We start from the raw sequence: 19,087 nt of genomic DNA, 5'->3' as shown, positions 1-19,087 counted from the left end.
GGGCCTCGGTTGTCTTTTCATAGAGCCCCGGTTGGCCGACGGCGACGGGCCGACGCTCACAGCCCCTTCTTGATCGCGTCGAGGATGGTGATCGATTTCTTCTCGTCGCCGAAGGTCCCGATGCGGATGGAGCACTTGGTGGTCGTGCTCTTTGACGGATCACCACCCTCGACGGCGAGGGCCTTGAGGGTGATGGTCACGGTGTCGTTGCCGGCGGTCCTGGCCTCGACGACGCCCTCGAGGGCGTCCTTCTTCGCGCTCGTCTCGGTGAACTCGAGGTCGGAGATGGCGCGACGCGCGGCGGCATAGGAACGATCGAGGGGCGCGTTCAGCGTCGATTCGAGTTTCCCCTCGGAATAGGCGTAGGCCCCCGCCCCCGCGACGGCCCCCGCGACGAGCGCGACGCAGCCGGAGAGGGAAACCAGCGTCAGGGCAGAGAGGCCGAGGATGGCCGAGCACAACATCAGGGGGGCGAGACGGGCGGAGGGGGTGGTGGGGGTGGTGGGGCGGGCGGCAGACATAGTCGGACGCATGGAAGTCTCCTTGTCACGGTGATGCGGGCATTCTAGAGGAGAGACTCTCGTATCGCGTAGCACGGAAATGACTCAACGGCATTCGACCCTTTGAGTGCAGTACTTCCCTACACAGGCGGGACGCCTGTGCCACGAGAACATGACGCTTGTTGATCAGAGCGCCTCGAGGCGGCGGGCGGTCTCGCGCTCGTGGAGGTCGTGCAGAAGTCGGTCGAGGTCGCCGGCCATCACGTCGCGCAGGGCGTACTCGCCGGGGAGGCGTTCGTCGGCGACGATGCCCTCTTTCCAGCGATAGGTGCGGATCTTGTCGCTGCGGCCGCCGCCGCCGGCGTCACCGATCTGGGCGGCGCGGGCCGCGGCGCGGGCCTCCTGCTGGCGGCGCTTCTCGATCTCGAAGAGTTTGGCCATGAGGAGTCGCCGGGCCTTCTCGCGGTTCTGGTGCTGGCTCTTGCTCTCCTGCATGCGGATCTGGATGCCGGTGGGCTTGTGGCGGAGTTGGACGGCGGTCGCGACCTTGTTCACGTTCTGCCCGCCGGGGCCCTGGGAGGTTGTGACATTCTCCTCGACGTCGTTCTGCCAGTCGATCTTGACATCGACTTCCTCCGGCTCGGCGAGGACGGCGACGGTGGCGGTCGAGGTGTGGATGCGTCCCGCGGCCTCGGTCGCGGGGACGCGCTTCACGCTGTGCACGCCCGCCTCGAAGTGGAGATCCGAGAAGACGCCCTCGCCCTTCACCGCCAATACGGCGGCTCGGACACCCCCCACGCCAGCCTCGCTCGAGAGTTCCATGGTCTCGATCTTCCAACCGCGGCGCGTGGCGAGTTTCTCGTACATCTGCAGGAGGTCGCTGGCCCAGAGGCTGGCCTCATCGCCGCCGGTGCCCGCGCGAATCTCGAGGATGACCGAGGCGACCTGCGAATCGTCGGCGGTGACGAGTTGAGCGAGGACGGCGTCGAGGGATTCCTTGGCGCGGGCCTCGACGGTGGGGAGTTCCTCGGCGGCGAGGGCGGCGAAGTCCTTGTCGGCGCCCGACGCGATCGCGGCGCGGAGTTCGGCGGCCTCTCTCGCGAGATTGGCCGTGGCGCGGGCGTCGTCCACGAGGCGGGCGATCGTGCCGCGGCGCTGGGCGAGGTCTCGGACGCGCTTGTGGTCGGAGGCGATCGCCGGGTCCTCGAGGTCGCGCGAGAGGCGTGCCTCCTCGTCGGCGAGATCGCGCAGGTGCTCGAATGCCCGAAGCGGGACGCTCGGCGCGAGGCGCGACAACTCGGCAATCGGAAAATCGGCGGCAGGCTCGGGCATGGAAGGGTGAGGATATCCGCGCCCGATCACTCGAAGGCCGTGCGAGTTCGTGGAGGCAGGTGAGAGCAGAAGCGGCGTGATATTGGGAGTGTTGAATGTGGATGGGCAATAATCCGTGTCTCACGCCGAAGAATGGACCGACACACGCCCCGCGCGATCGCGACGCAGGAGGTTCCCCTGGACACGCCCGTCATCGAGATCTCGAATCTGCGCAAGACCTTCGGGCCCAAGGTCGCGGTGGACAACTTGGACCTCACCATCCACGCGGGCGAACTCATCGGCATGATCGGGCCCAACGGCGCCGGGAAGACCACGACCATCCGCATCGTGATGTCGATCCTGTTTCCGGATTCCGGTCACGTTCGCGTGCTAGGGAGGGACTCGGCACTCAAGAGCAAGGACCGGATCGGATATCTCCCCGAGGAGCGCGGGCTCTACAAGAAGATGAAGGTCGGGGCCTTCCTCGCGTATATCGCGCGGCTCAAGGGCATCGACGCGGGCGAGGCGAATCGCCGGGCTGCCGAGTGGCTCGCACGGCTCGAACTGGGCGACGTCGCGAAGAAGCGCAGCGAGGAGCTCTCCAAGGGAATGCAGCAGAAGATCCAGTTCGCGTCGGCGCTTATCCACGACCCCGACGTGCTGATCCTCGACGAGCCGTTCTCCGGGCTGGACCCCGTGAACGCGCGGATGTTGCAGGGGTTCATCGCCGAGCGTCGAAGGGCGGGGAAGACGATCATCTTCTCGACGCACCAGATGTCGCAGGCCGAGGCCTTGTGCGACCGCGTGGTGATGATCCACGAGGGGAAGAAGGTGCTCGACAACACGCCCGAGGAGATCCGGTCGCGGTTTGACCCGCGTGCCGTGGCGATCGATCCGGTGGGTTCGGTGGCGGAGGCGGAGCGGTCGCTGCGTTCGCTCGCGTTTGTCTCAGGCGTGATCGGGCCGGAGGGGCAAGCGGAAAATGGTGGGGCTGGTGGGGCGACACGTGGCGGGCGATCCAGGCAGGTGCTGGCGCAACTCGCCGACGGCGTGAGCGCGACGGGCAGCCTCGCCAAACTCGTGAGCGTCGTGCCCGCGACGAGGGCCGAGGTCGTGCGCCCGAGCCTCGAGGATGTCTTCGTGGAGATCGTGAAGGGCGGCACGCTCACGCCGGAGGAACGCGTGCGCCTGCTCGCGGGGACGCGGGGGGATTCGTCGGGGGATTAGCGATGCATCGGGGTCTTGCCGGTGTGCGATCGATGGATTGGTGCCGGGTGATGCGTGAAAAAGGTCGTTGAAGAAGAAATCGAAGTTGGTTGAGCACAGGCGGGACGCCCCCCCCTCCCTGTGCCACGAGAGCCGGTAGGTTGGAGGTTCGATGCAGCGGATTCTCAGTGTGGCGTGGCGTGAGTTCACGGCGACGGTCCTGACCAAGGCGTTCCTCGCTGGGGTCCTCATCGTGCCCGTCATCATCCTCGTCTCGGTCGGGGCGGCGATGAAACTCGTCAACCTCAAGCCCCCCGCGGTCGTCGGCGAGATCGCCGTGATCGACCAGTCGGAGTCCGGGGAAATCGGGCGGCTGCTCGCCGAGCGCATCACGCCCGAGGCCATCCGCTCGCGGCGTGAGGCCTTCGAGTCGGAAGCCCGGGACGCGATGCCGAGCGTCGCCGTGCCCGAAGTAGAGCCACAGAGGAAGGATGAATCGGATTCGGCGATCGAAGGTCAGACGCAATCGCCGTCCACCGACACCAACGCCGCTGTTCAAGACGGCCTCAAGACCGCCCTCGACGTCGTCATCGGTGAAGCGCCCGCGCTGACCGCTCGGATCCTCGATCGCGATGCGGACATCAAGGAAGCCAAGTCCCCGATCCTCGAAGCCAAGGCCAAGACCGGCGGGCGTCTTGCCCTGATCGTCCTGGACGCCAACGCGGGGGCCGTGGAGGATCCGGGTCCTAACAGTTCCACGGCCGCCAAAGCCCACGAGTTCGGCGGCTACACGCTGTATATCACGCCCGATCTCGATGTCCGCGTGCAGGCGCTCATCTCGTCGATCGTCCGCGACGCGATCGTGGATGTGCGGCTCAAAGACGTCGGGCTGGACGCCGCGACGGTTCGCGCCGCGATGAATGTTGCCTCTCCAGAGACCGTCGCCGTGACCACCGAGGGCGATCGCTCGCACGGCGCGGCCCAGCAGATGATCGTCCCGCTCGCGTTCATGATGCTCCTGTGGATCTCCGTCTTCACGGGCGGGCAGTACCTCCTCGCGTCGACGATCGAGGAGAAATCCAACCGCGTGATGGAGATCCTGCTGAGTGCCGTCAGTCCGGTGCAACTGATGACGGGCAAGATGATCGGTCAACTCGCCGCCGCGGCGTTGATCCTGTTCATCTACTCCGGCCTCGGCTCGGGCGGGCTGATCCTCTTTGGCCTCGCGTACATCGTCTCGTTCCAGAAACTCCTCTGGCTCATCGTCTTCTTCTTCATCACGTTCTTCATGATCGCCTCGCTCATGGCCGCGGTCGGCTCTGCGGTCACCGACATCCACGAGGCCCAGGCGCTCATGATGCCCATCATGATCGTGGTGATGACGCCGCTGCTCCTGATGATGCCCATCATCTACAACCCCGACGGCGTGCTCGCGACGGCGCTCTCGTTTCTCCCGCCGGTCAATGGGTTCGTGATGGTCCTGAGGCTCACGTCCTCCTCGCCGCCGCCGATGTGGCAACTCGCCCTCTCGGCGGTGATCGGCGTCGTCGCGGTCATTCTCATGATCAAGATGGCGGCGAAGATCTTCCGCGTCGGTGTCCTGCTCTATGGCAAGCCGCCGAACCTGAGGACGCTCGTCCGCTGGGTGTGGATGGCGTGACCATGCCGCGACGGACGCCACGCAAGAGTCCCAGTCTCGATCGCTTCGCGCTCTACGAACTCGCGGTGACGGCGCCGCTCGCGATGTCGCGATTCCTGCGGGCCGTGCACGCCGGATCGCCGCGCATCCTTCGCGAGGATTTCTCCGGGACGGCCGCCCTCGCCCGTGGCTGGTTGGAACTGGACTCGTGCCATCGTGCGATCGCGGTTGATGCCGTGCAGGCCGTGGTGAGACTCGCCGAGCGCCGGACGCCGCGTGAGCACCGCGATCGGCTGCGGGTCATGGCTCGTGACGTCATGGCGTGTCGACTGAAAGCCGACATCGTCGCCGCGACCAACTTCCCACTGGGCTACTTCCACGATCGCCTCTCGCTTCTCAAGTATCTCCGTCACGCCCGCGCGTGCCTTCGACTGGGCGGCGTGCTGGTGGCCGATCTCTATGGCGGCGAGTCCGCGTTTCGCCTCGGCACGACGCGCAAGCGCCTTCGTGGGCCCAATGGCGAGCGCATCACCTATCACTGGGAGCAGCGCGACGCGAATGCCGTCAGCAGCCGCGTCCTCAACGCGATCCACTTCGATGTGCGAGAGATCGATGGCACAATGCGGACAATCCGAGATGCGTTCGTGTACGACTGGCGCCTCTGGTCCATGGCGGAACTGAAGGACGCGATGCTCGAGGCTGGGTTTAGGGCGGTCGAGGTGCATGATTCGCTCGGTGAGGCCGTGGACCACCTCGGGAACGCATATGTGCGTCCGATGGACGAACATGACCGCCTCGATCCGGATTACGTGGTGTATGTCATCGGACGGGCGTAGTGCTCCGCCCGGCTATCGTCCCCGTCCCGCATCCGAACACAGCCCGCCCGCGAAACCAGGCGGCCTGCCTGTGCATCGAATCCTCGCCAACGTCCAAACGAATCCACAAGGAGCGACGATGTCCAAGCCCAAGATACTCGCCTTCGCCGGCAGCCTCCGCACCGGCTCATTCAACAAGAAACTCGCCCACGCGGGCGCTCGCATGGCCCGCGAGGCCGGAGCGGATGTCACCACGATCGATCTCCGCGACTTCGCGATGCCCGTCTATGACGAGGATGTGGAGAACGCCTCGGGTCTCCCCGAGAACGCGAAGAAACTCAAGAAACTCTTTCTCGATCACCACGGGCTCCTGATCGCCGCCCCCGAGTACAACGGCTCGATGTCCGCCGTCTTTAAGAACACCATCGACTGGCTCACGCGCCCGATGGGATACGACGGGAAGCCCGAGGTGCCATACGCATGCTTCCTGAACAAGATCTGCGGGTTGTACTCGGCCTCGCCGGGCGCGCTCGGTGGCCTTCGTGGGCTGGCGCCCGTGCGTGCGCTCCTCTCCCACGTGCAGGTCCTGGTCATCCCCCAGCAGTTCGCGCTCGCCAAGGCCCACGAGGCCTTCGACGCCGAGGGGGAGATCAAGGACCCCAAGCAGCGCGAGTTTGCCAAGAGCGTGGCCGTCGCGCTCGTGGAATCCTGCCGCAAGTTCCACGCCTGAGTTGATGGATTGGGTGTGAGTTCGATTACGTCGTGATCAGCGTCGCGTTCACGCCCAGCGCGCTGGCCGAGTCAATCCGCACGCGCACGATCCGACCCGCGAGCCGTTCCGCCTCGGCCTCGCCGCCGATCTCAAAGAACGCGATCACGTCGCCATCGGTCCGTCCGCTGACCTGCACCGTGGTGTCTGCATTCGTGTCCGACACGCTCTCGCCCGTCTCGTTTCCACCACACGCCGAGCCACACGATGCTCCGCTCGCCGACTCGCCCGCCATGCGACCACCGATCGTGAGCGCCACGCCCGCGTGCCTGGGTGACTCTTCACGCCTCTTGCGTTCACGCCGCGAGAGCCCCTCGACCAGCACGTCGGCCTCCATCCCCACGATCGACTCGTGGGCCGCGCGCCCGATCTCGGTCTGGTCCGCGAGCAGCGTGTTGTTCCGCCGGCGTTTCACGCTCTCGGGGACGTCGTCCTCGAAGCGATCGATCGCGACCGTGCTCGGACGTGGCGAGTACTTGAAGATGAACGAGTTCTTGTATCGTGCCCGCGCGAGGAGCGACCGTGTTGCCTCGAAGTCTTCTTCTGTCTCTGTGGGGAATCCAACGATGAAGTCGCCCGAGAGCATCAGCGGCCTCCCGATCTTGGGCTGATCAAGGAACTGTCGCGCCCGATCGAGGAACTCGAGGTACTCGCCCACGCTGTAGCCGCGGTTCATGAGTTTGAGCATCCGGTCCGAGCCGGACTGGGCCGGGACATGCAGATATCGGCAGATACGAGGACGATCGCGGATGACGCTCAGCACGTCGTCGCCGAAGTCGCGCGGATAACTCGTCACGAAGCGCAGTCGCCTGATCGCCGGCACACGCTCGTGGATCTGGTCGAGCAGATCCGCAAACGTCGTCACGCGCTCCCCCGCGAAAGCGTCGCGCCGCTCGTCGCTTCTCGCGTACACGCGACCCTTCTGCGGCTGCATCACGCCGTTGATCGAGACGCTCGACCCGTGCTCGAATCGATAGTGGTTGACCGTCTGCCCGAGGAGCGTGACCTCGATCACGCCCGCGTCCGCGAGGCGCTGGCACTCCTCGAGGATGTGCTCTGGTGGACGATGGATCTCCGCCCCGCGTGTGAAGGGCACGACGCAGTAGGTGCAGAACTTGTTGCAGCCACGCGTGATGCGGACATATGCCGAGCGACCCTTGGCTCCCGTCTCCACCGGCGAGATCGACCTCGAGAGGTCCAGCATCTCCAGAGTGTCCTCGGCGGCGGCGAGCGTTGCGCTCCTTCGCGATGATCCACCCTGCAACGCCACCTGTCGCGCCGAGACGATGGCCGCGACACTGTGATCGTCCGCATCGGCGACCAAAGACGCCCGCGTGCGCACCGCGTTGTCGAGGAGCGCCGGCAACTTGTCCAGTTCCCCAGGCCCGCACATCACATCCACGACCGGCATCCGGCGGATGAGGTCCTGTCCGTCACGCTCGGCCATGCACCCGAGCACGCCGACGACTAGCCCCGGCTCGCGCGTCTTGCGTTCCTTGAGTTCGCCCAGGCGTGACCACACCTTCTGCTCCGCGTGCTCGCGCACCGAGCACGTGTTGTAGAGCACCACGCCCGCGGCCTCGGGATTTTCCGTCATCGAATAGCCCAGCGAACGCAACTGACCGATGACCAACTCGCTGTCGAGTTCGTTCATCTGACAGCCGAACGTCTCGAGATACACCGCCGCACGCGGTGCGGCGGCGCTCATGGAAACGGCGGGTTTGGCATCGATCACGGACATGGCGGGAATAGTAGGAACGGGCGCGAAATCACGCGTTTCGGCGCGATCGTCAGTCGTTCGCCGCCTCACACGCGTGCCTGAACCTCCACGGCGCTTCTCGGACCCTCAACCGGGAGGATCAGGCTGAACATCGCCCCGCGCCCGCTCTCCGAGACCAGTTGGATCTCGCCTCCCAGGGCCGCCGCGAGTTCCTTCGAGATCGCGAGGCCCAGCCCCGTCCCGGCGTGCTCGCGCGTGTGCCCGCCCTCGACCTGATAGAACTTGTCGAAGACCTTCGCCTGCTCGTCCTTGGGGATGCCAGGCCCATTGTCGATCACCGACACGCGTACCTTCTCCGTCTCGCCGCTCTCGCCCGGGGCGGCACCGTGCAGTCGCTCCGCCCGCAGCACCACGCGCCCCACTCGCCCCGTCTTGTCCTGGCCCTCTGTGAACTTCACCGCGTTCGAGAGGAAGTTGAAGATCACCTGCTGGAACCGCTTCGCGTCCGTCCGGATCGACGGCAGTCCCTCGTCCATCTCCAGCCCGAGTTGGATCCCCTTCTTGTCCGCCAGCGGATGCGCCAGTCCCACGAGCGCCTCGCACGCGTCCTTCAGAACCATCGGCGCCAGGTTCAGTTCAACCTTTCCCGCCTCGAGTTTCGCCATGTCCAGCAGCGTGTTGATGAGCGACAGCAGGTTCCGCCCGGCGTAGACGATGTTCTCGCCATACCGGATTCGCTTCAGGAGCGCCGGCTCGGGCTCGGCCAGCCCCGACGCGTCCTGCCTCGCGATGTCGAGCAGCAACTCCGCGAACCCGATGATCGAGTTCAGCGGCGTGCGCAACTCGTGGCTGACGTTCGCGAGGAAGTCGCCCTTGAGCTTCGCCGTCTCGTACAGCGAGCGGTTGCTCGTCGCGAGTTCGTGGATCTTGAGGTCCAGTGCGGCGTTGATCGCCCGCAACTGGTCCTGCGAGAGCTGCATGTCCGCGAGCATGGAGTTGAAGGTCTCGGCCAGTTCCTCGAACTCGTCGCCGGTCTGGATCTCCGATCGGATCTCCAGGTGCCCCTCGCGGACGAGTTCCGCCGTATCCCGCAGCGATCGCACCGGGCTGAGGATCACTTTCTGCAGGAGAAAATAGAACACGGCGAGCGAGAGCGCCAGAACGACGGCACCCGCGGAGAACAGGAAGACCGTGTTGAGCACGAGCAATCTCGTCGCCTCAACACTCCGTCGATCAAGGACGATGATCGCGTCGACCTCGCCCATTTCGCCTCGGATCGCCGAGGCATACCGATACTCTCGCGTCGTCCCGACCCACCGCGAGACCTGCAACTCGCCCGTCTCGGGGTGATCGCCGAAGTGCTCGAGGGCCTTGGCCACGAAACGATCGGTCTTCGCGAGCGACGCCGCCTCGTCCGCGTCCAGACGACGCGCCACCACGCCGCCGCGCTCGATCAGGCCCGACGTCGAGGCCGTGCGAGGTTCACCCGTGCCGTCCGCCACACCCGTTCCGTCGATCCCGTCCGTACCGCTCGACGCCTGGTTCTCCCATCGCTGCCACTGCCCCACGAGCGTCCGCGAGAGTTCACGCTGCCCGCTGTCGATCAGGTCCGTCATGCGGAACCATGGCACGACGAGCGCGGCCAGAACGATGACGATCACCGCTCCGCCAAAGAGCAACACGCACTTGTTCGCCAGCGAGATCCCACGCCACATGTGCGAGGAGTGTACGGGTGCATTTCGCACCCAACCCTCTATGCGACCCTACTCCTTCCCAGATTCATGTGCGATCAATTCGCCTCTGGGTCCGAGGCGATCCCCCCGTGCCGCACCGACACCCGCGACGTGCCCGCTGCTCCACGCCCACTGGAAGTTGAACCCGCCGATCCGTCCGTCCACGTCGCACATCTCGCCGCACAGATGCAGCCCGGGCATGATGCGGCTCTCCATGGTCGCGAGATCGATCTCCGCTAGTGGCACGCCCCCGGCCGTCGCTTCGGCAAAGAGATAGCCACGATCGCCGATCACGCGCAGCGGAAACTCCGTCACGCTCCGCGACACCGCCCGCCGGGCCTCGCGCGAGAGCGACCGCACTCGTGCACCCGGCTCGACGCCCGCTTGAATCGCGAGCACCCGCGCCAGCCGCTCGGGAATGTTGAACTCGTTCCCCAGCCATCGCGCCACGCCCAGGTCGCTTCCTGTTTCCGCTGCACGAAGTAACAGAGCGTCGAGCGACCCGAACGTTTCATCGGGAATCAGATTCATCTCCAGCCGAGCCTCGGGATCAGGCCGATCGTTCGCGACTCCCGATCCCAATCGTGCCGCCGTCCAATACCGGCTGATATCCAACACCCCCGGCCCGGAAAGCCCGAAGTGCGTGAAGAGCACCGAGTTCACGAACGTCACCAGTTTCTTCCCGGTCCCCGCGCGAAGCGTCACCCCGGCACGCACCGTGATCCCGCTCAACTCCGTGAGCGGATCGCCCTTCTCAAGAAGCATCGGCACAAGGGCCGGAAACGTGTGCGGCGTGATCGAATGCCCGAGCGACCGCGCCACCTCGAAGCCGCTCCCATCCGAACCCGTCTTCGGCAGCGACTTCCCACCCATCGCGAGGATCACCCGCCGTGCCCGCAGGCTCGCCGCCCCGTCCTCACGCTCGATGATGAATCCGAAGCCACCGCTCGTGTCGCCACTCTCGCGCACGACTCGCCCCACGCGCCACGGATGTCGGATCTCGACACCCGCCTCGCGGGCCGCGCCGAGCAGCGCGTGGAGCACGTCCCCCGCGCGATCCGTCGTGGGAAAGAGTTTCCCCGTCTCCTCGCGTTTGAGTTCCACGCCGCGCGACGCGAAGAACTCGACCGTGCGCTCGACGCTAAACGCCCGCAGCACCTTGCGGATCGCTGGCCTCGTCGAACCCGCGTACGCCGACTCGTCCACGCTGTGGTGCGTCACGTTGCATCGCCCGCCGCCCGCCACCAGGATCTTCGCCCCCAGTTTCGACGCCCCATCCACGGCGATCACGCGTGCCAGGGCACCCCCGCGCGCTCCCGATCCTGCCGCCGCCAACGTCCTCGCCGCCCACACGCTCGCGAACAGCCCCGCCGCCCCGGCTCCGACCACCACGATGTCCGCGTCATGCGCCATGCACGCGGACGGTAGTGCGCCGGCCCGGATTCTGTTACGATACCTGGCGAAGGGTGCAGAGCACGGTGGGGATGCCGACCGTGACCGCACACATTCCCGGAGGTTCCGCCATGCTTCGCAAAGTCATCGCCGTCGTCGTCTCGTACATCGTCACATCCATCGCCATCGGCCTGCTCTTCCTCGCCGCCATGCTCATCCTGGGCATCGATGGCACCCTCCGCCCCAACGAGTACTGGACGACCACCACCTTCAACATCGTCGTGCTCGCCGGCGGCACGCTCATCGCCGTCCTCGGCGGGATGCTCTGCAGCGTGATCGCCCGCTCGTGGAAGCCCGCCCTGGTCGTCGCCGGGATCATGATCGCCTATGGCCTCTTCGGCGCGATCCAGAACATGAACAAGCCCGATCCCCCGGCTCGCACACCCAAGGCCGAGGGCCAGACCACGATGGAGTACCTCGAGCAGATCGGGAAGGACCTCTCCACGGGGGGCAAGGAGCCGATCTGGTTCTCCTTCGCCGCGCCCCTCCTGGGCGCCGGGGCCTTTGTCGTGGGTTCACGCCTCGTGAAACGCGGGCGATCGGATTCGGGAAGTCCGGCGGGCGCGTGATACGATTGACCGGTCGTGCCGCGGCGCTCGAGACGGATCCCGTGCCGCCCGGCCATTCGCACCAGCCACTGAAGGAGCATCCATGGCCATCCGCGTCGGCATCAACGGTTTCGGTCGCATCGGTCGCCTCGTCTACCGCATCGGGATGGAGCAGGGCCTCGAGTTCGTCGCCGTCAACGACCTCGTCCCCGCCGACAACCTCGCCTACCTCCTGAAGCACGACACCATGCACCGCCGCTTCACGCTGGGCGGCAAGCCCGTCACCACCTCCGCGACGGAGACCTCCTTCACCGTCAACGGGCACACGACCAAGACCATGGCCATCAAGGACCCCGCCCAACTCCCCTGGAAGGACCTGGGCGTCCACTACGTCCTCGAGTCCACCGGCCTCTTCACCGACTTCGAGAAGGCCTCGGCCCACAACGCCGCCGGCGCCAAGCGCACCATCATCTCCGCCCCCACCAAGGCCGAGCCGGCCCAGGTCCCCACGCTCGTCATGGGCGTCAACCACGAGACCTTCGACGCCTCCAAGCACACCGTCGTCAGCAACGCGTCGTGCACGACCAACTGCCTCGCCCCGATCGCCAAGGTCATCAACGACACCTTCGGCCTCGAAGAAGGCCTCATGACCACCGTCCACGCCGTCACCGCCACCCAGCCCACGCAGGACGGCCCCAGCAAGAAAGACTGGCGCGGCGGGCGCAACGCCTACCACAACATCATCCCCGCGAGCACCGGCGCCGCCAAGGCCGTCACCCTCGCCATCCCCGCCCTCAAGGGCAAACTCACGGGCATGTCCTTCCGCGTCCCGACGGCCGACGTCTCCTGCGTCGATCTCACCTTCCGCACCGCCAGGGACACATCGCTCGCCGACATCAACGCCGCGATGAAGAAGGCCTCCGAGGGGAGCATGAAGGGCGTGCTGGGCTACACCGAGGACGAGGTCGTCAGCAGCGACTTCATCGGCGACCACCACAGCAGCATCTTCGACGCCGGCGCCGGCATCGAACTCAACAAGCGATTCTTCAAAGTCGTGAGTTGGTACGACAACGAGGCCGGCTACGCCGCCCGCTGCGTGGACCTCCTCAAGTACCTCGCGAGCAAGGACGGGGTGAAGTGAGAAGAGGCAGTAGGGAATAGGCAATAGGCAATGGCAGATTGGTGGCCCGCCTCTCCAGAGGCGGGTCTTTTATTGTGCTGCTCTTCTATCACGACAGCGCGACCCCGATCCCCACCATCACCTCGCACGTCACCCCGAATCCCGCGAGGCCCATCAGGATCAGGCACGCGGCCCGGGCGCCGCCCCGTGCTCGGCGTGCCGCGGCCATGCACACGCCAAACCCAAGCCCATGGCACACAGCCAGGAACGCCACGGCTTCGCTGCGGCCGCCACCAACCACAAGGCCCACAAGGATGGGAAGCGTGAAGAGCACCAGCCCCGTCCCCAGCACCGACGTGAACACAAGACCGAACCCGGATGAAGAGGAATCGTCGCTCGATGTCCCTGTTCCCGAGGGTCTCGCTGTCGATGGAGGGCTTTGATCCGTTGTGTCGTCGTGTTCCGGGTGAGTCGATGTCATCGGATCCACGTCGCTCACCGCCTCACGCTACTTCCGCGTTACCACCCAGAAGAAGACCAGCGTCCCTACCGCGCCCAGCACCGTCATCAGCGTGACGATCGTGGGCCCCGCGCCCAACGTCCATGCCGAGAGTCCAACGAACGACCCCGCCGAGATCGAGACACAGACCGCCAGCATCCGCCACCCGATCCACGTCACCAGCGATGTCTTCTTCATCGTGCTCCGCGGCCCCACGGGTTCTCGGAACTCCGTGTTCCCCTCCGCCCTCTCCGGATGCACATCCGCCGTGCTCTCTCCATCGCTCCCCGCCTCCCCCACGCCGACGTCCACCTCGTCCCAGTCGAGGTCCACCGAGTCGGCCTTGATCGCCACCCGCACGCGCTCCGCCAGGGCCACGTCGCCCCGCCGCACCATCACCTTGATCGGGTCCGACCCCGCCGTGTACCACTGCAGCCCGCCCCCCGACGCCGCCGTCCCCCCAAAGACCTCGGCCGGAATCCCTCGAGACCGCAGCGCCTCCGCCAGCGCCTCGGCCTCAAACTCCGTCCGGGCCGTCGTCAGCACCACGAGAATGTCCGGATCGCCGCCCATGCCACACACAATGTATCCCCCTTTGACGCCCCCCGCCCCCCGCCCCCCGCCCCCCGCCCCCTATCCACGAAAACACCCCGCACCGGAATCCCGGCACGGGGCGCGAACGGAGTATGGCTCGCGAGTGTGGGCTCGTCCGTCGGCTTCTCTCACGCCGCGAGCTGCACGCCCGTCGACGGCGAGGTCGTCGCCGAGGCGATGAACGCGCCGGAGACGCCGGTTCCGAAGACGACGGTGAGGATCTCGCTGGGGTCGCCGACGATGTTCCCGCGCGTCCCGGTGATGACGTACTGCACGCCGCCAGAGTTCGTGGGGAGCGTCTCGTCGGTCCACTGCTTGAGCCCGCGGCGGCCGGTGGGTCGTCCGTTGGCGGCGGCGTTGCCGCCGGTGGTGGCGATGAGGGAGAAGGCCGACTGGCCGGGGAGCTTCCGACGGATGGCATAGGTCACGGTCCCGCCGCGCGGGTTGCTCGCGAACCACGCCAATGTAAGTGCGCCCGTCGGCTCGAGGATCGTCTGGAGCCGCTCGGGCTTGGCGGGCTTGGGCGCGGGCGTCGGGGGGGAGGGGGGGTTGATCCCCGCGACGGCGTAGACGGTCGGGTTGTTGGTCGTCGCGGCGAAGGCGCGGATGGTCTTGATGATATCGGCGGCGTCACTCCGCGCGATCCGCATGGCGATGTCGTTGGCCTGCGTGGCGGCCTTGGAGGCGAGGCGCGCGCTGTCGGCGTCGCTGAGCGTGTCCTTGGCGGCGTCGGCGTGCGTCTTGAAAAGAGCGGCGGTCGCGGGCTGGACCCCCAGAGCCGAGGCATTGTCCACCCACAAATCGGCGTGGGCCTGGCAGAAGGCGATGAACTCCTGCTGATTGCGTGGCAACTCACTCATGATCGAATCTCCATCGGTGCGGAAGCGGGCTGGACGGGTGAGCGACGGGTCCGCCCATCGTCATCCATCCACACCGCTCCTTTGGGGTGTGTCGGCCCTTTCCGCGAGAGAACGCCCCCCGCGTGGGACCACGACACGCATCGATCGTCGGTGGGGGCGACTTCAGCACAAGGGCCGGGAATTCCGAGGCAAAGTCGCAAGTCACGGACTGCCAAGAGATTGCACACCGCGCACGATCGGCCGATTCTGCCCCGCCCCCCTCCCCGCCTCCCTCCCCCCGCCCGCCCCCAACCCCCCATTGGACGCCTCCGTAACGGAGTGCAGCGCCTCGACAACGCTTCGTTGCGGTGCCGCAACAGAGCATTGCAGCGCCGCAATGGAGCGTTGCGCTGCCGCAAAGGAGCATTGCGGCGGCGCAACGGAGTTCTGCCGAGGCACAACAGAGCTCTGCAGCAGCGCAACGGGCCTTTGCCGAGGCGCAACGGTCAATAGCGGCGGGGCCAAGGCATACAACCGACCGTGCCACCAAAGTCCGGCTCTTCCTTTCCTTCTCCCTCTCCTCGCCCTCCCCGGACTTTGGTGCCGTACACGGTGATGACGATCGGACCCGCAATGTGTGCTCAACGACCCACGCACTGAAGTCCGGGGTACCGGACTTCAGTGGCACGGAGAGTCGAGTTCAGTGCCACGCCCCCAGCACTGCAACGGAGCTCTGCCGTGGCGCAACAGGCCTTTGCAGAGGCGCAACGGTCTTCAGCGGCAGGGCCAAGGAGATCGGCGGACGAGTGCCGGAAAGACGATGGCGGCTCTGGACTATCGGCGGGTGGCGGGTGCCCCGAGACGAGAGCGGCTCTTGGCTACGCCCCCCTAACGATCCAGCTTTGCATCGAAGAGCTGCTTTACTGGATTCCATCCGGTTGGCGGTGCGGCGTGTTGACTCCACCACGGCATTCCGCGCACAATCCAATGGCGTCGTAGTTCTAGGTGTGCCGCCGTGGCGTCGTCATAACCGAACTCCGTTCCACAACAGGGACAGATGTTGTAGGTTGCGCATCCATGCTCGTCATATGCAGGTTCGTCAAGCCCAGCGTAGCCACACACGGGGCAGATGTATGTCGTGTCTTTGGCCATTGAAGCAATCCAACCTGCTGGGTTTCTCGAGAACCGTAGGATCGGGTTTGAAGTAAGACGTGATAGTTCGATCCTTTGACTCCACACAGAACTCATCCATGGCGGGGTTATAGGCGGGTGACCGCGTGCCCCGAGACGAGAGCGGCACGTGCCACCAAAGTCCGGCCCTTTCTCTCCTTCACCTCCCCCCCCCCCGCTCGCTGCCCGCTGCACGCCTCCTCGCCCCAACGGGGCGAATGGGGTGTAGCCACGGGTGAAGCCCGCGCTTCGCGGGCGCAACCCGTGGAACAGGTCGCGTGGTCGTGCTCCTGCCCCAACGGGGCAGAGGAATCACCCGACACCGCGGGCGCGTTAGTCGAATGCATACCTCTCGTCGAACTCCACCCCGTGGGCGCGGAGGAGGCGCCGCAGCTCCGACGTGAAGTCCTCGTTCTTATGATGCTCGGCCTGGCCCGCGATGTACCGCTTCACCGCGTCCTCTTGTGATGGGCTGACCGAGAAGACGCGACCGTGCCACCAAAGTCCGGCCTTTCCTCTCCTTCTCCCTCTCCTCGTTCTCCCCCCTCCCCAGACTTTGGTGCCGCTCACGGTGATGACGATCGGACCCTCATCGTGCGCACGGCGACCCTCGCACTGAAGTCCGGGGTACCGGACTTCAGTGCGAGGCTCCCGTTAGTTCAGTGCCACGCCCCCGACCAGCCCCACCCGCCGATCAGAATCTCAAGCGATCGACAAGAACGCCTTCCAAGTCCTCAAGGTCGAGCATGTACTTGGGCGGGCGAGGTCTGCCGTTGGAGTTGCGACCTTGGTTGTATCGTCCCAGGCGCTTGACGATCGCCTCATCGAAGCGAAGAAACAGAATCTCAGACAGTGTGGCATTGGTCTTGCGGTAGCGTGACACAGAAGTGCGGGCACGCCGCCTCTTTTCGTAGTCAGACAGCCCGCCCTTCAGGCGACTGTGCCAACGCTGAAACGATCGATCGACGTCGTTGTATTCTACATCGCAAAGCGCGATCATGATTCCATGCTCGCCGTACTTCGCCACAGTGGCATCGATCGCAGAGCAATCATTCAAGATGCACTTGTGGTCATCGGACTTGATAGCCTTGGCCTTCATGTCCCAGTTGACGGCTCGCTTGAGGTCAAACCGTACGGTGCCGAATCGCTCACCGGGAACGGCGAACTCGCCGGTGAGTTTCTGATGGCAAAGGTGCTCAAAGTAGAATGCCCACCACTCCATCTGCTTCCAGTTGTAGTCGGCGGCCTTCAACTCCAGTACAGACTTCTTGCCCTCCCACTCACGGGGAAGCGGTTTCAAGGCGGCTTTGGCCTTCGCCACGTCTTTAGAAAAGCCGGGCGTCATTCTCGACCTCATCCTTCATCCGACGCATCGCGATGTCGTGGTAGTCCTCGCTGATCTCGATGCCGAGGTAGTCGCGTTTCGATTTCGCGGCCATCACGCAGGTCGTGCCGCTGCCGCACATCGGGTCGAGGACGAGATCGCCCGTTTTCGAGAAGCACTCGATCAGATCCTGTGCCAACTTATCCGGATAGGTCGCGGGGTGCTCGAGCTTGGTCCGGTTCCCCTCGGTGTTGCTCGTCGCGTACTCCCAGAGCGTGCCGCGGCACTTCTTGTCGTTCACGGCCTTGGGCTCGATCTTCTTGAACCCGCCGTTGGTGAGTCGGTCGGTGCCCGAGTACACTTTCCCGGCGTGCTTCGATGGCACCATCAGAGTGGACTTGTCGAAGTGCCTCGGTCGATCGCCCTTGAAGAAGATCAGGATGTACTCGTGGTCGACGCGGAAGCGCTGCGTCCACCATGCGCCTGGATTGCCGTGACGCTGATAGATGCAGCACTCGAAGAGTCGCCAGCCGACGCGATCCACCCAATCCACGGACCAGCGGAACGTGGTCAGCGATTTGGCGAAGTCCTTCGTGCCGTCACCGATGACCACGGCGCACACCCCGCCATCGACGGTCGATCGGAACAACTCGGAGCCGAGCGTCTTGTAGTCGAGGCTCCAGTTCTTGCCGTAATCACGGATCCCGTCGTAGGGCGGACTGAACACGGTCAGGTCGACATGGCCATCTGGCAGATCGTGGAGCACCTTGAGCGCGTCACCATGCAGTATGACGTTTTTTGGAGCTTCAACGTGCGCCGGCGTGGTCTTGCCACGCGAGGGTCTGGTCTTCGTGGCGGGCATGATCGAGAGTAGGCTGGGACTGCGGATTCAGATCTTACCGGTGGCCAAATCCTTGGACACTCTGTCCACCTTTCTAGATCAAACACCCATCCCCATCACCCGCCGCGCGAACGCCTCGTACTGCTCGGGCGTGTCGATCCCCTGCGTGTGCACGGCACGCACCGCGACCGCGATCCGGTACCCGTGCTCCAGCACGCGCAACTGCTCGAGGAACTCGGTCTGCTCCAGCGGCGTCGGCGGCAGGGCGACGTAGTGCCGCAGGAACGAGACGCGGTAGACGTACAGGCCGATGTGCTTGAGCGGTTGCGTGGGCGCGACGGCATTCGAACCCTCGCCCGCCCCCCCTCCCCCCCCTTTGTTCCTCGGATACGGAATCAAGGACCGGCTGAAGTAGAGCGCGTGCCCCTCGCGCGAGAGGACGACCTTCACGATGTTGGGGTTCGCCGCGTCCTCATCGTGGGCGAACGGCGAGGCGACCGTCGCGACCTCCGTCCGCTGCTCGATCAGCCGCGCGACCGCCGCGTCGATCACGCCCGGATCGATCTCGGGCTCGTCGCCCTGGATGTTCACGACGATGTCGCTCGCGCCCAGCGCGAGCCGCTCGGCGGCCTCGGCGAGCCGGCTCGTGCCGTTGGGGTGCTCCGCGCTCGTCATCACGCACTCGCCCCCGAACGACCGCACGGCCTCCTCGATCCGCGGATGGTCCGTCGCCACCACGATCCGCGAGAGCGTCGCGCTCCTTCGCGCCGACTCGACGACGTGCTGGATCAGGGGCTTGCCAGTCTTCTTCGCGAGGACCTTCTCGGGAAACCGCGACGAGGCGAGGCGCGCGGGGATGAGGCCGACGATGGCGGGGGGCTGGGGGGATGTGGGTGATGGGGAGTCTGTCTGGTTGGTAGACATGGGTGGGTCCTCCGTGGTGAGAGATGAAGAGGTGAGCAGGTGAAGAGGTGAGTGGGGAAAGGAGTGGGGGGGGTGGGGGGTGG

Annotated in this window: 18 protein-coding genes; 6 read left to right on the top strand and 12 right to left on the bottom strand. The window is 65.6% G+C overall.

Annotated elements, in window-relative coordinates; genetic code table 11:
* Positions 1-56: 56 nt before the first annotated feature.
* Both IPK69_05305 and IPK69_05300 read right to left on the bottom strand, forming a co-directional pair.
* Positions 57-533 (bottom strand): DUF3568 family protein, encoded by a 477-nt coding sequence (locus tag IPK69_05305; GenBank protein QQS10039.1) that lies wholly within the window; start codon positions 531-533, stop codon positions 57-59.
* 153 nt (positions 534-686) lie between these two features.
* Positions 687-1,832 carry a PCRF domain-containing protein gene (locus tag IPK69_05300; GenBank protein ID QQS10038.1) on the bottom strand — a complete coding sequence of 382 codons (1,146 nt, stop codon included), beginning with the start codon at positions 1,830-1,832 and terminating at the stop codon, positions 687-689.
* A 132-nt stretch (positions 1,833-1,964) separates the two neighbouring features.
* On the opposite strand from IPK69_05300, the gene IPK69_05295 reads away from it, so the two are divergent.
* The 4 genes from IPK69_05295 to IPK69_05280 all read left to right on the top strand — a co-directional run bounded on the left by IPK69_05295 (position 1,965) and on the right by IPK69_05280 (position 6,201).
* Entirely contained in the window at positions 1,965-3,038 is a 1,074-nt protein-coding gene (locus IPK69_05295) for an ATP-binding cassette domain-containing protein (GenBank protein ID QQS10037.1), read from the top strand.
* Between the two features lie 151 nt (positions 3,039-3,189).
* Entirely contained in the window at positions 3,190-4,677 is a 1,488-nt protein-coding gene (locus tag IPK69_05290; GenBank protein ID QQS10036.1) for an ABC transporter permease, read from the top strand.
* A gap of 2 nt (positions 4,678-4,679) precedes the next feature.
* Positions 4,680-5,492: a hypothetical protein gene (locus IPK69_05285; protein QQS10035.1), complete on the top strand. Its 813-nt coding sequence runs from the start codon at positions 4,680-4,682 to the stop codon at positions 5,490-5,492.
* Between the two features lie 118 nt (positions 5,493-5,610).
* Positions 5,611-6,201 carry an NAD(P)H-dependent oxidoreductase gene (locus tag IPK69_05280; GenBank protein QQS10034.1) on the top strand — a complete coding sequence of 197 codons (591 nt, stop codon included), beginning with the start codon at positions 5,611-5,613 and terminating at the stop codon, positions 6,199-6,201.
* A gap of 25 nt (positions 6,202-6,226) precedes the next feature.
* Here IPK69_05280 and IPK69_05275 read toward each other — a convergent pair whose 3' ends face one another.
* The 3 genes from IPK69_05275 to IPK69_05265 all read right to left on the bottom strand — a co-directional run bounded on the left by IPK69_05275 (position 6,227) and on the right by IPK69_05265 (position 11,106).
* Positions 6,227-7,981, bottom strand: coding sequence for a MiaB/RimO family radical SAM methylthiotransferase (locus tag IPK69_05275; protein QQS10033.1), 1,755 nt, complete (start codon positions 7,979-7,981; stop codon positions 6,227-6,229).
* Between the two features lie 65 nt (positions 7,982-8,046).
* Positions 8,047-9,675 (bottom strand): HAMP domain-containing histidine kinase, encoded by a 1,629-nt coding sequence (locus IPK69_05270; protein QQS10032.1) that lies wholly within the window; start codon positions 9,673-9,675, stop codon positions 8,047-8,049.
* A 48-nt stretch (positions 9,676-9,723) separates the two neighbouring features.
* Positions 9,724-11,106, bottom strand: coding sequence for an aminoacetone oxidase family FAD-binding enzyme (locus IPK69_05265; GenBank protein QQS10031.1), 1,383 nt, complete (start codon positions 11,104-11,106; stop codon positions 9,724-9,726).
* A 110-nt stretch (positions 11,107-11,216) separates the two neighbouring features.
* On the opposite strand from IPK69_05265, the gene IPK69_05260 reads away from it, so the two are divergent.
* Both IPK69_05260 and gap read left to right on the top strand, forming a co-directional pair.
* Complete coding sequence (locus IPK69_05260) at positions 11,217-11,714, top strand: hypothetical protein (GenBank protein QQS10030.1); 498 nt, start codon at positions 11,217-11,219, stop codon at positions 11,712-11,714.
* Between the two features lie 82 nt (positions 11,715-11,796).
* The gene (gene gap / locus IPK69_05255; GenBank protein ID QQS10029.1) at positions 11,797-12,834 is read left to right on the top strand and encodes a type I glyceraldehyde-3-phosphate dehydrogenase; all 1,038 of its coding nucleotides are present in this window, start codon (positions 11,797-11,799) and stop codon (positions 12,832-12,834) included.
* An 88-nt stretch (positions 12,835-12,922) separates the two neighbouring features.
* On the opposite strand, the gene IPK69_05250 is transcribed toward gap, so the two are convergent.
* From IPK69_05250 to kdsB, 7 genes are all read right to left on the bottom strand, one after another.
* Positions 12,923-13,294 carry a hypothetical protein gene (locus tag IPK69_05250; GenBank protein QQS10028.1) on the bottom strand — a complete coding sequence of 124 codons (372 nt, stop codon included), beginning with the start codon at positions 13,292-13,294 and terminating at the stop codon, positions 12,923-12,925.
* Positions 13,295-13,321: 27 nt separating this feature from the next.
* On the bottom strand, positions 13,322-13,885 hold the full coding sequence (locus IPK69_05245; protein ID QQS10027.1) for a hypothetical protein: 564 nt from the start codon (positions 13,883-13,885) through the stop codon (positions 13,322-13,324).
* 149 nt (positions 13,886-14,034) lie between these two features.
* On the bottom strand, positions 14,035-14,766 hold the full coding sequence (locus IPK69_05240) for a hypothetical protein (GenBank protein ID QQS10026.1): 732 nt from the start codon (positions 14,764-14,766) through the stop codon (positions 14,035-14,037).
* 1,482 nt (positions 14,767-16,248) lie between these two features.
* Positions 16,249-16,485 carry a hypothetical protein gene (locus tag IPK69_05235; GenBank protein ID QQS10025.1) on the bottom strand — a complete coding sequence of 79 codons (237 nt, stop codon included), beginning with the start codon at positions 16,483-16,485 and terminating at the stop codon, positions 16,249-16,251.
* A 124-nt stretch (positions 16,486-16,609) separates the two neighbouring features.
* Positions 16,610-17,260, bottom strand: a complete 651-nt coding sequence (locus tag IPK69_05230) for a hypothetical protein (protein ID QQS10024.1) — start codon at positions 17,258-17,260, stop codon at positions 16,610-16,612.
* Entirely contained in the window at positions 17,241-18,101 is an 861-nt protein-coding gene (locus IPK69_05225) for a site-specific DNA-methyltransferase (protein ID QQS10023.1), read from the bottom strand. The genes IPK69_05230 and IPK69_05225 overlap by 20 nt, the downstream gene beginning before the upstream one ends.
* Before the next feature lie 78 nt (positions 18,102-18,179).
* Entirely contained in the window at positions 18,180-19,004 is an 825-nt protein-coding gene (gene kdsB, locus IPK69_05220) for a 3-deoxy-manno-octulosonate cytidylyltransferase (GenBank protein QQS10022.1), read from the bottom strand.
* Between the last annotated feature and the right edge of the window lie 83 nt (positions 19,005-19,087).

It is taken from the genome of Phycisphaerales bacterium, from assembly GCA_016699835.1.
Taxonomy (GTDB): Bacteria; Planctomycetota; Phycisphaerae; order Phycisphaerales; family UBA1924.
The sequence above is the reverse complement of the archived record's forward strand: the minus strand, read 5'-3'. Positions and strand labels throughout refer to the sequence as shown.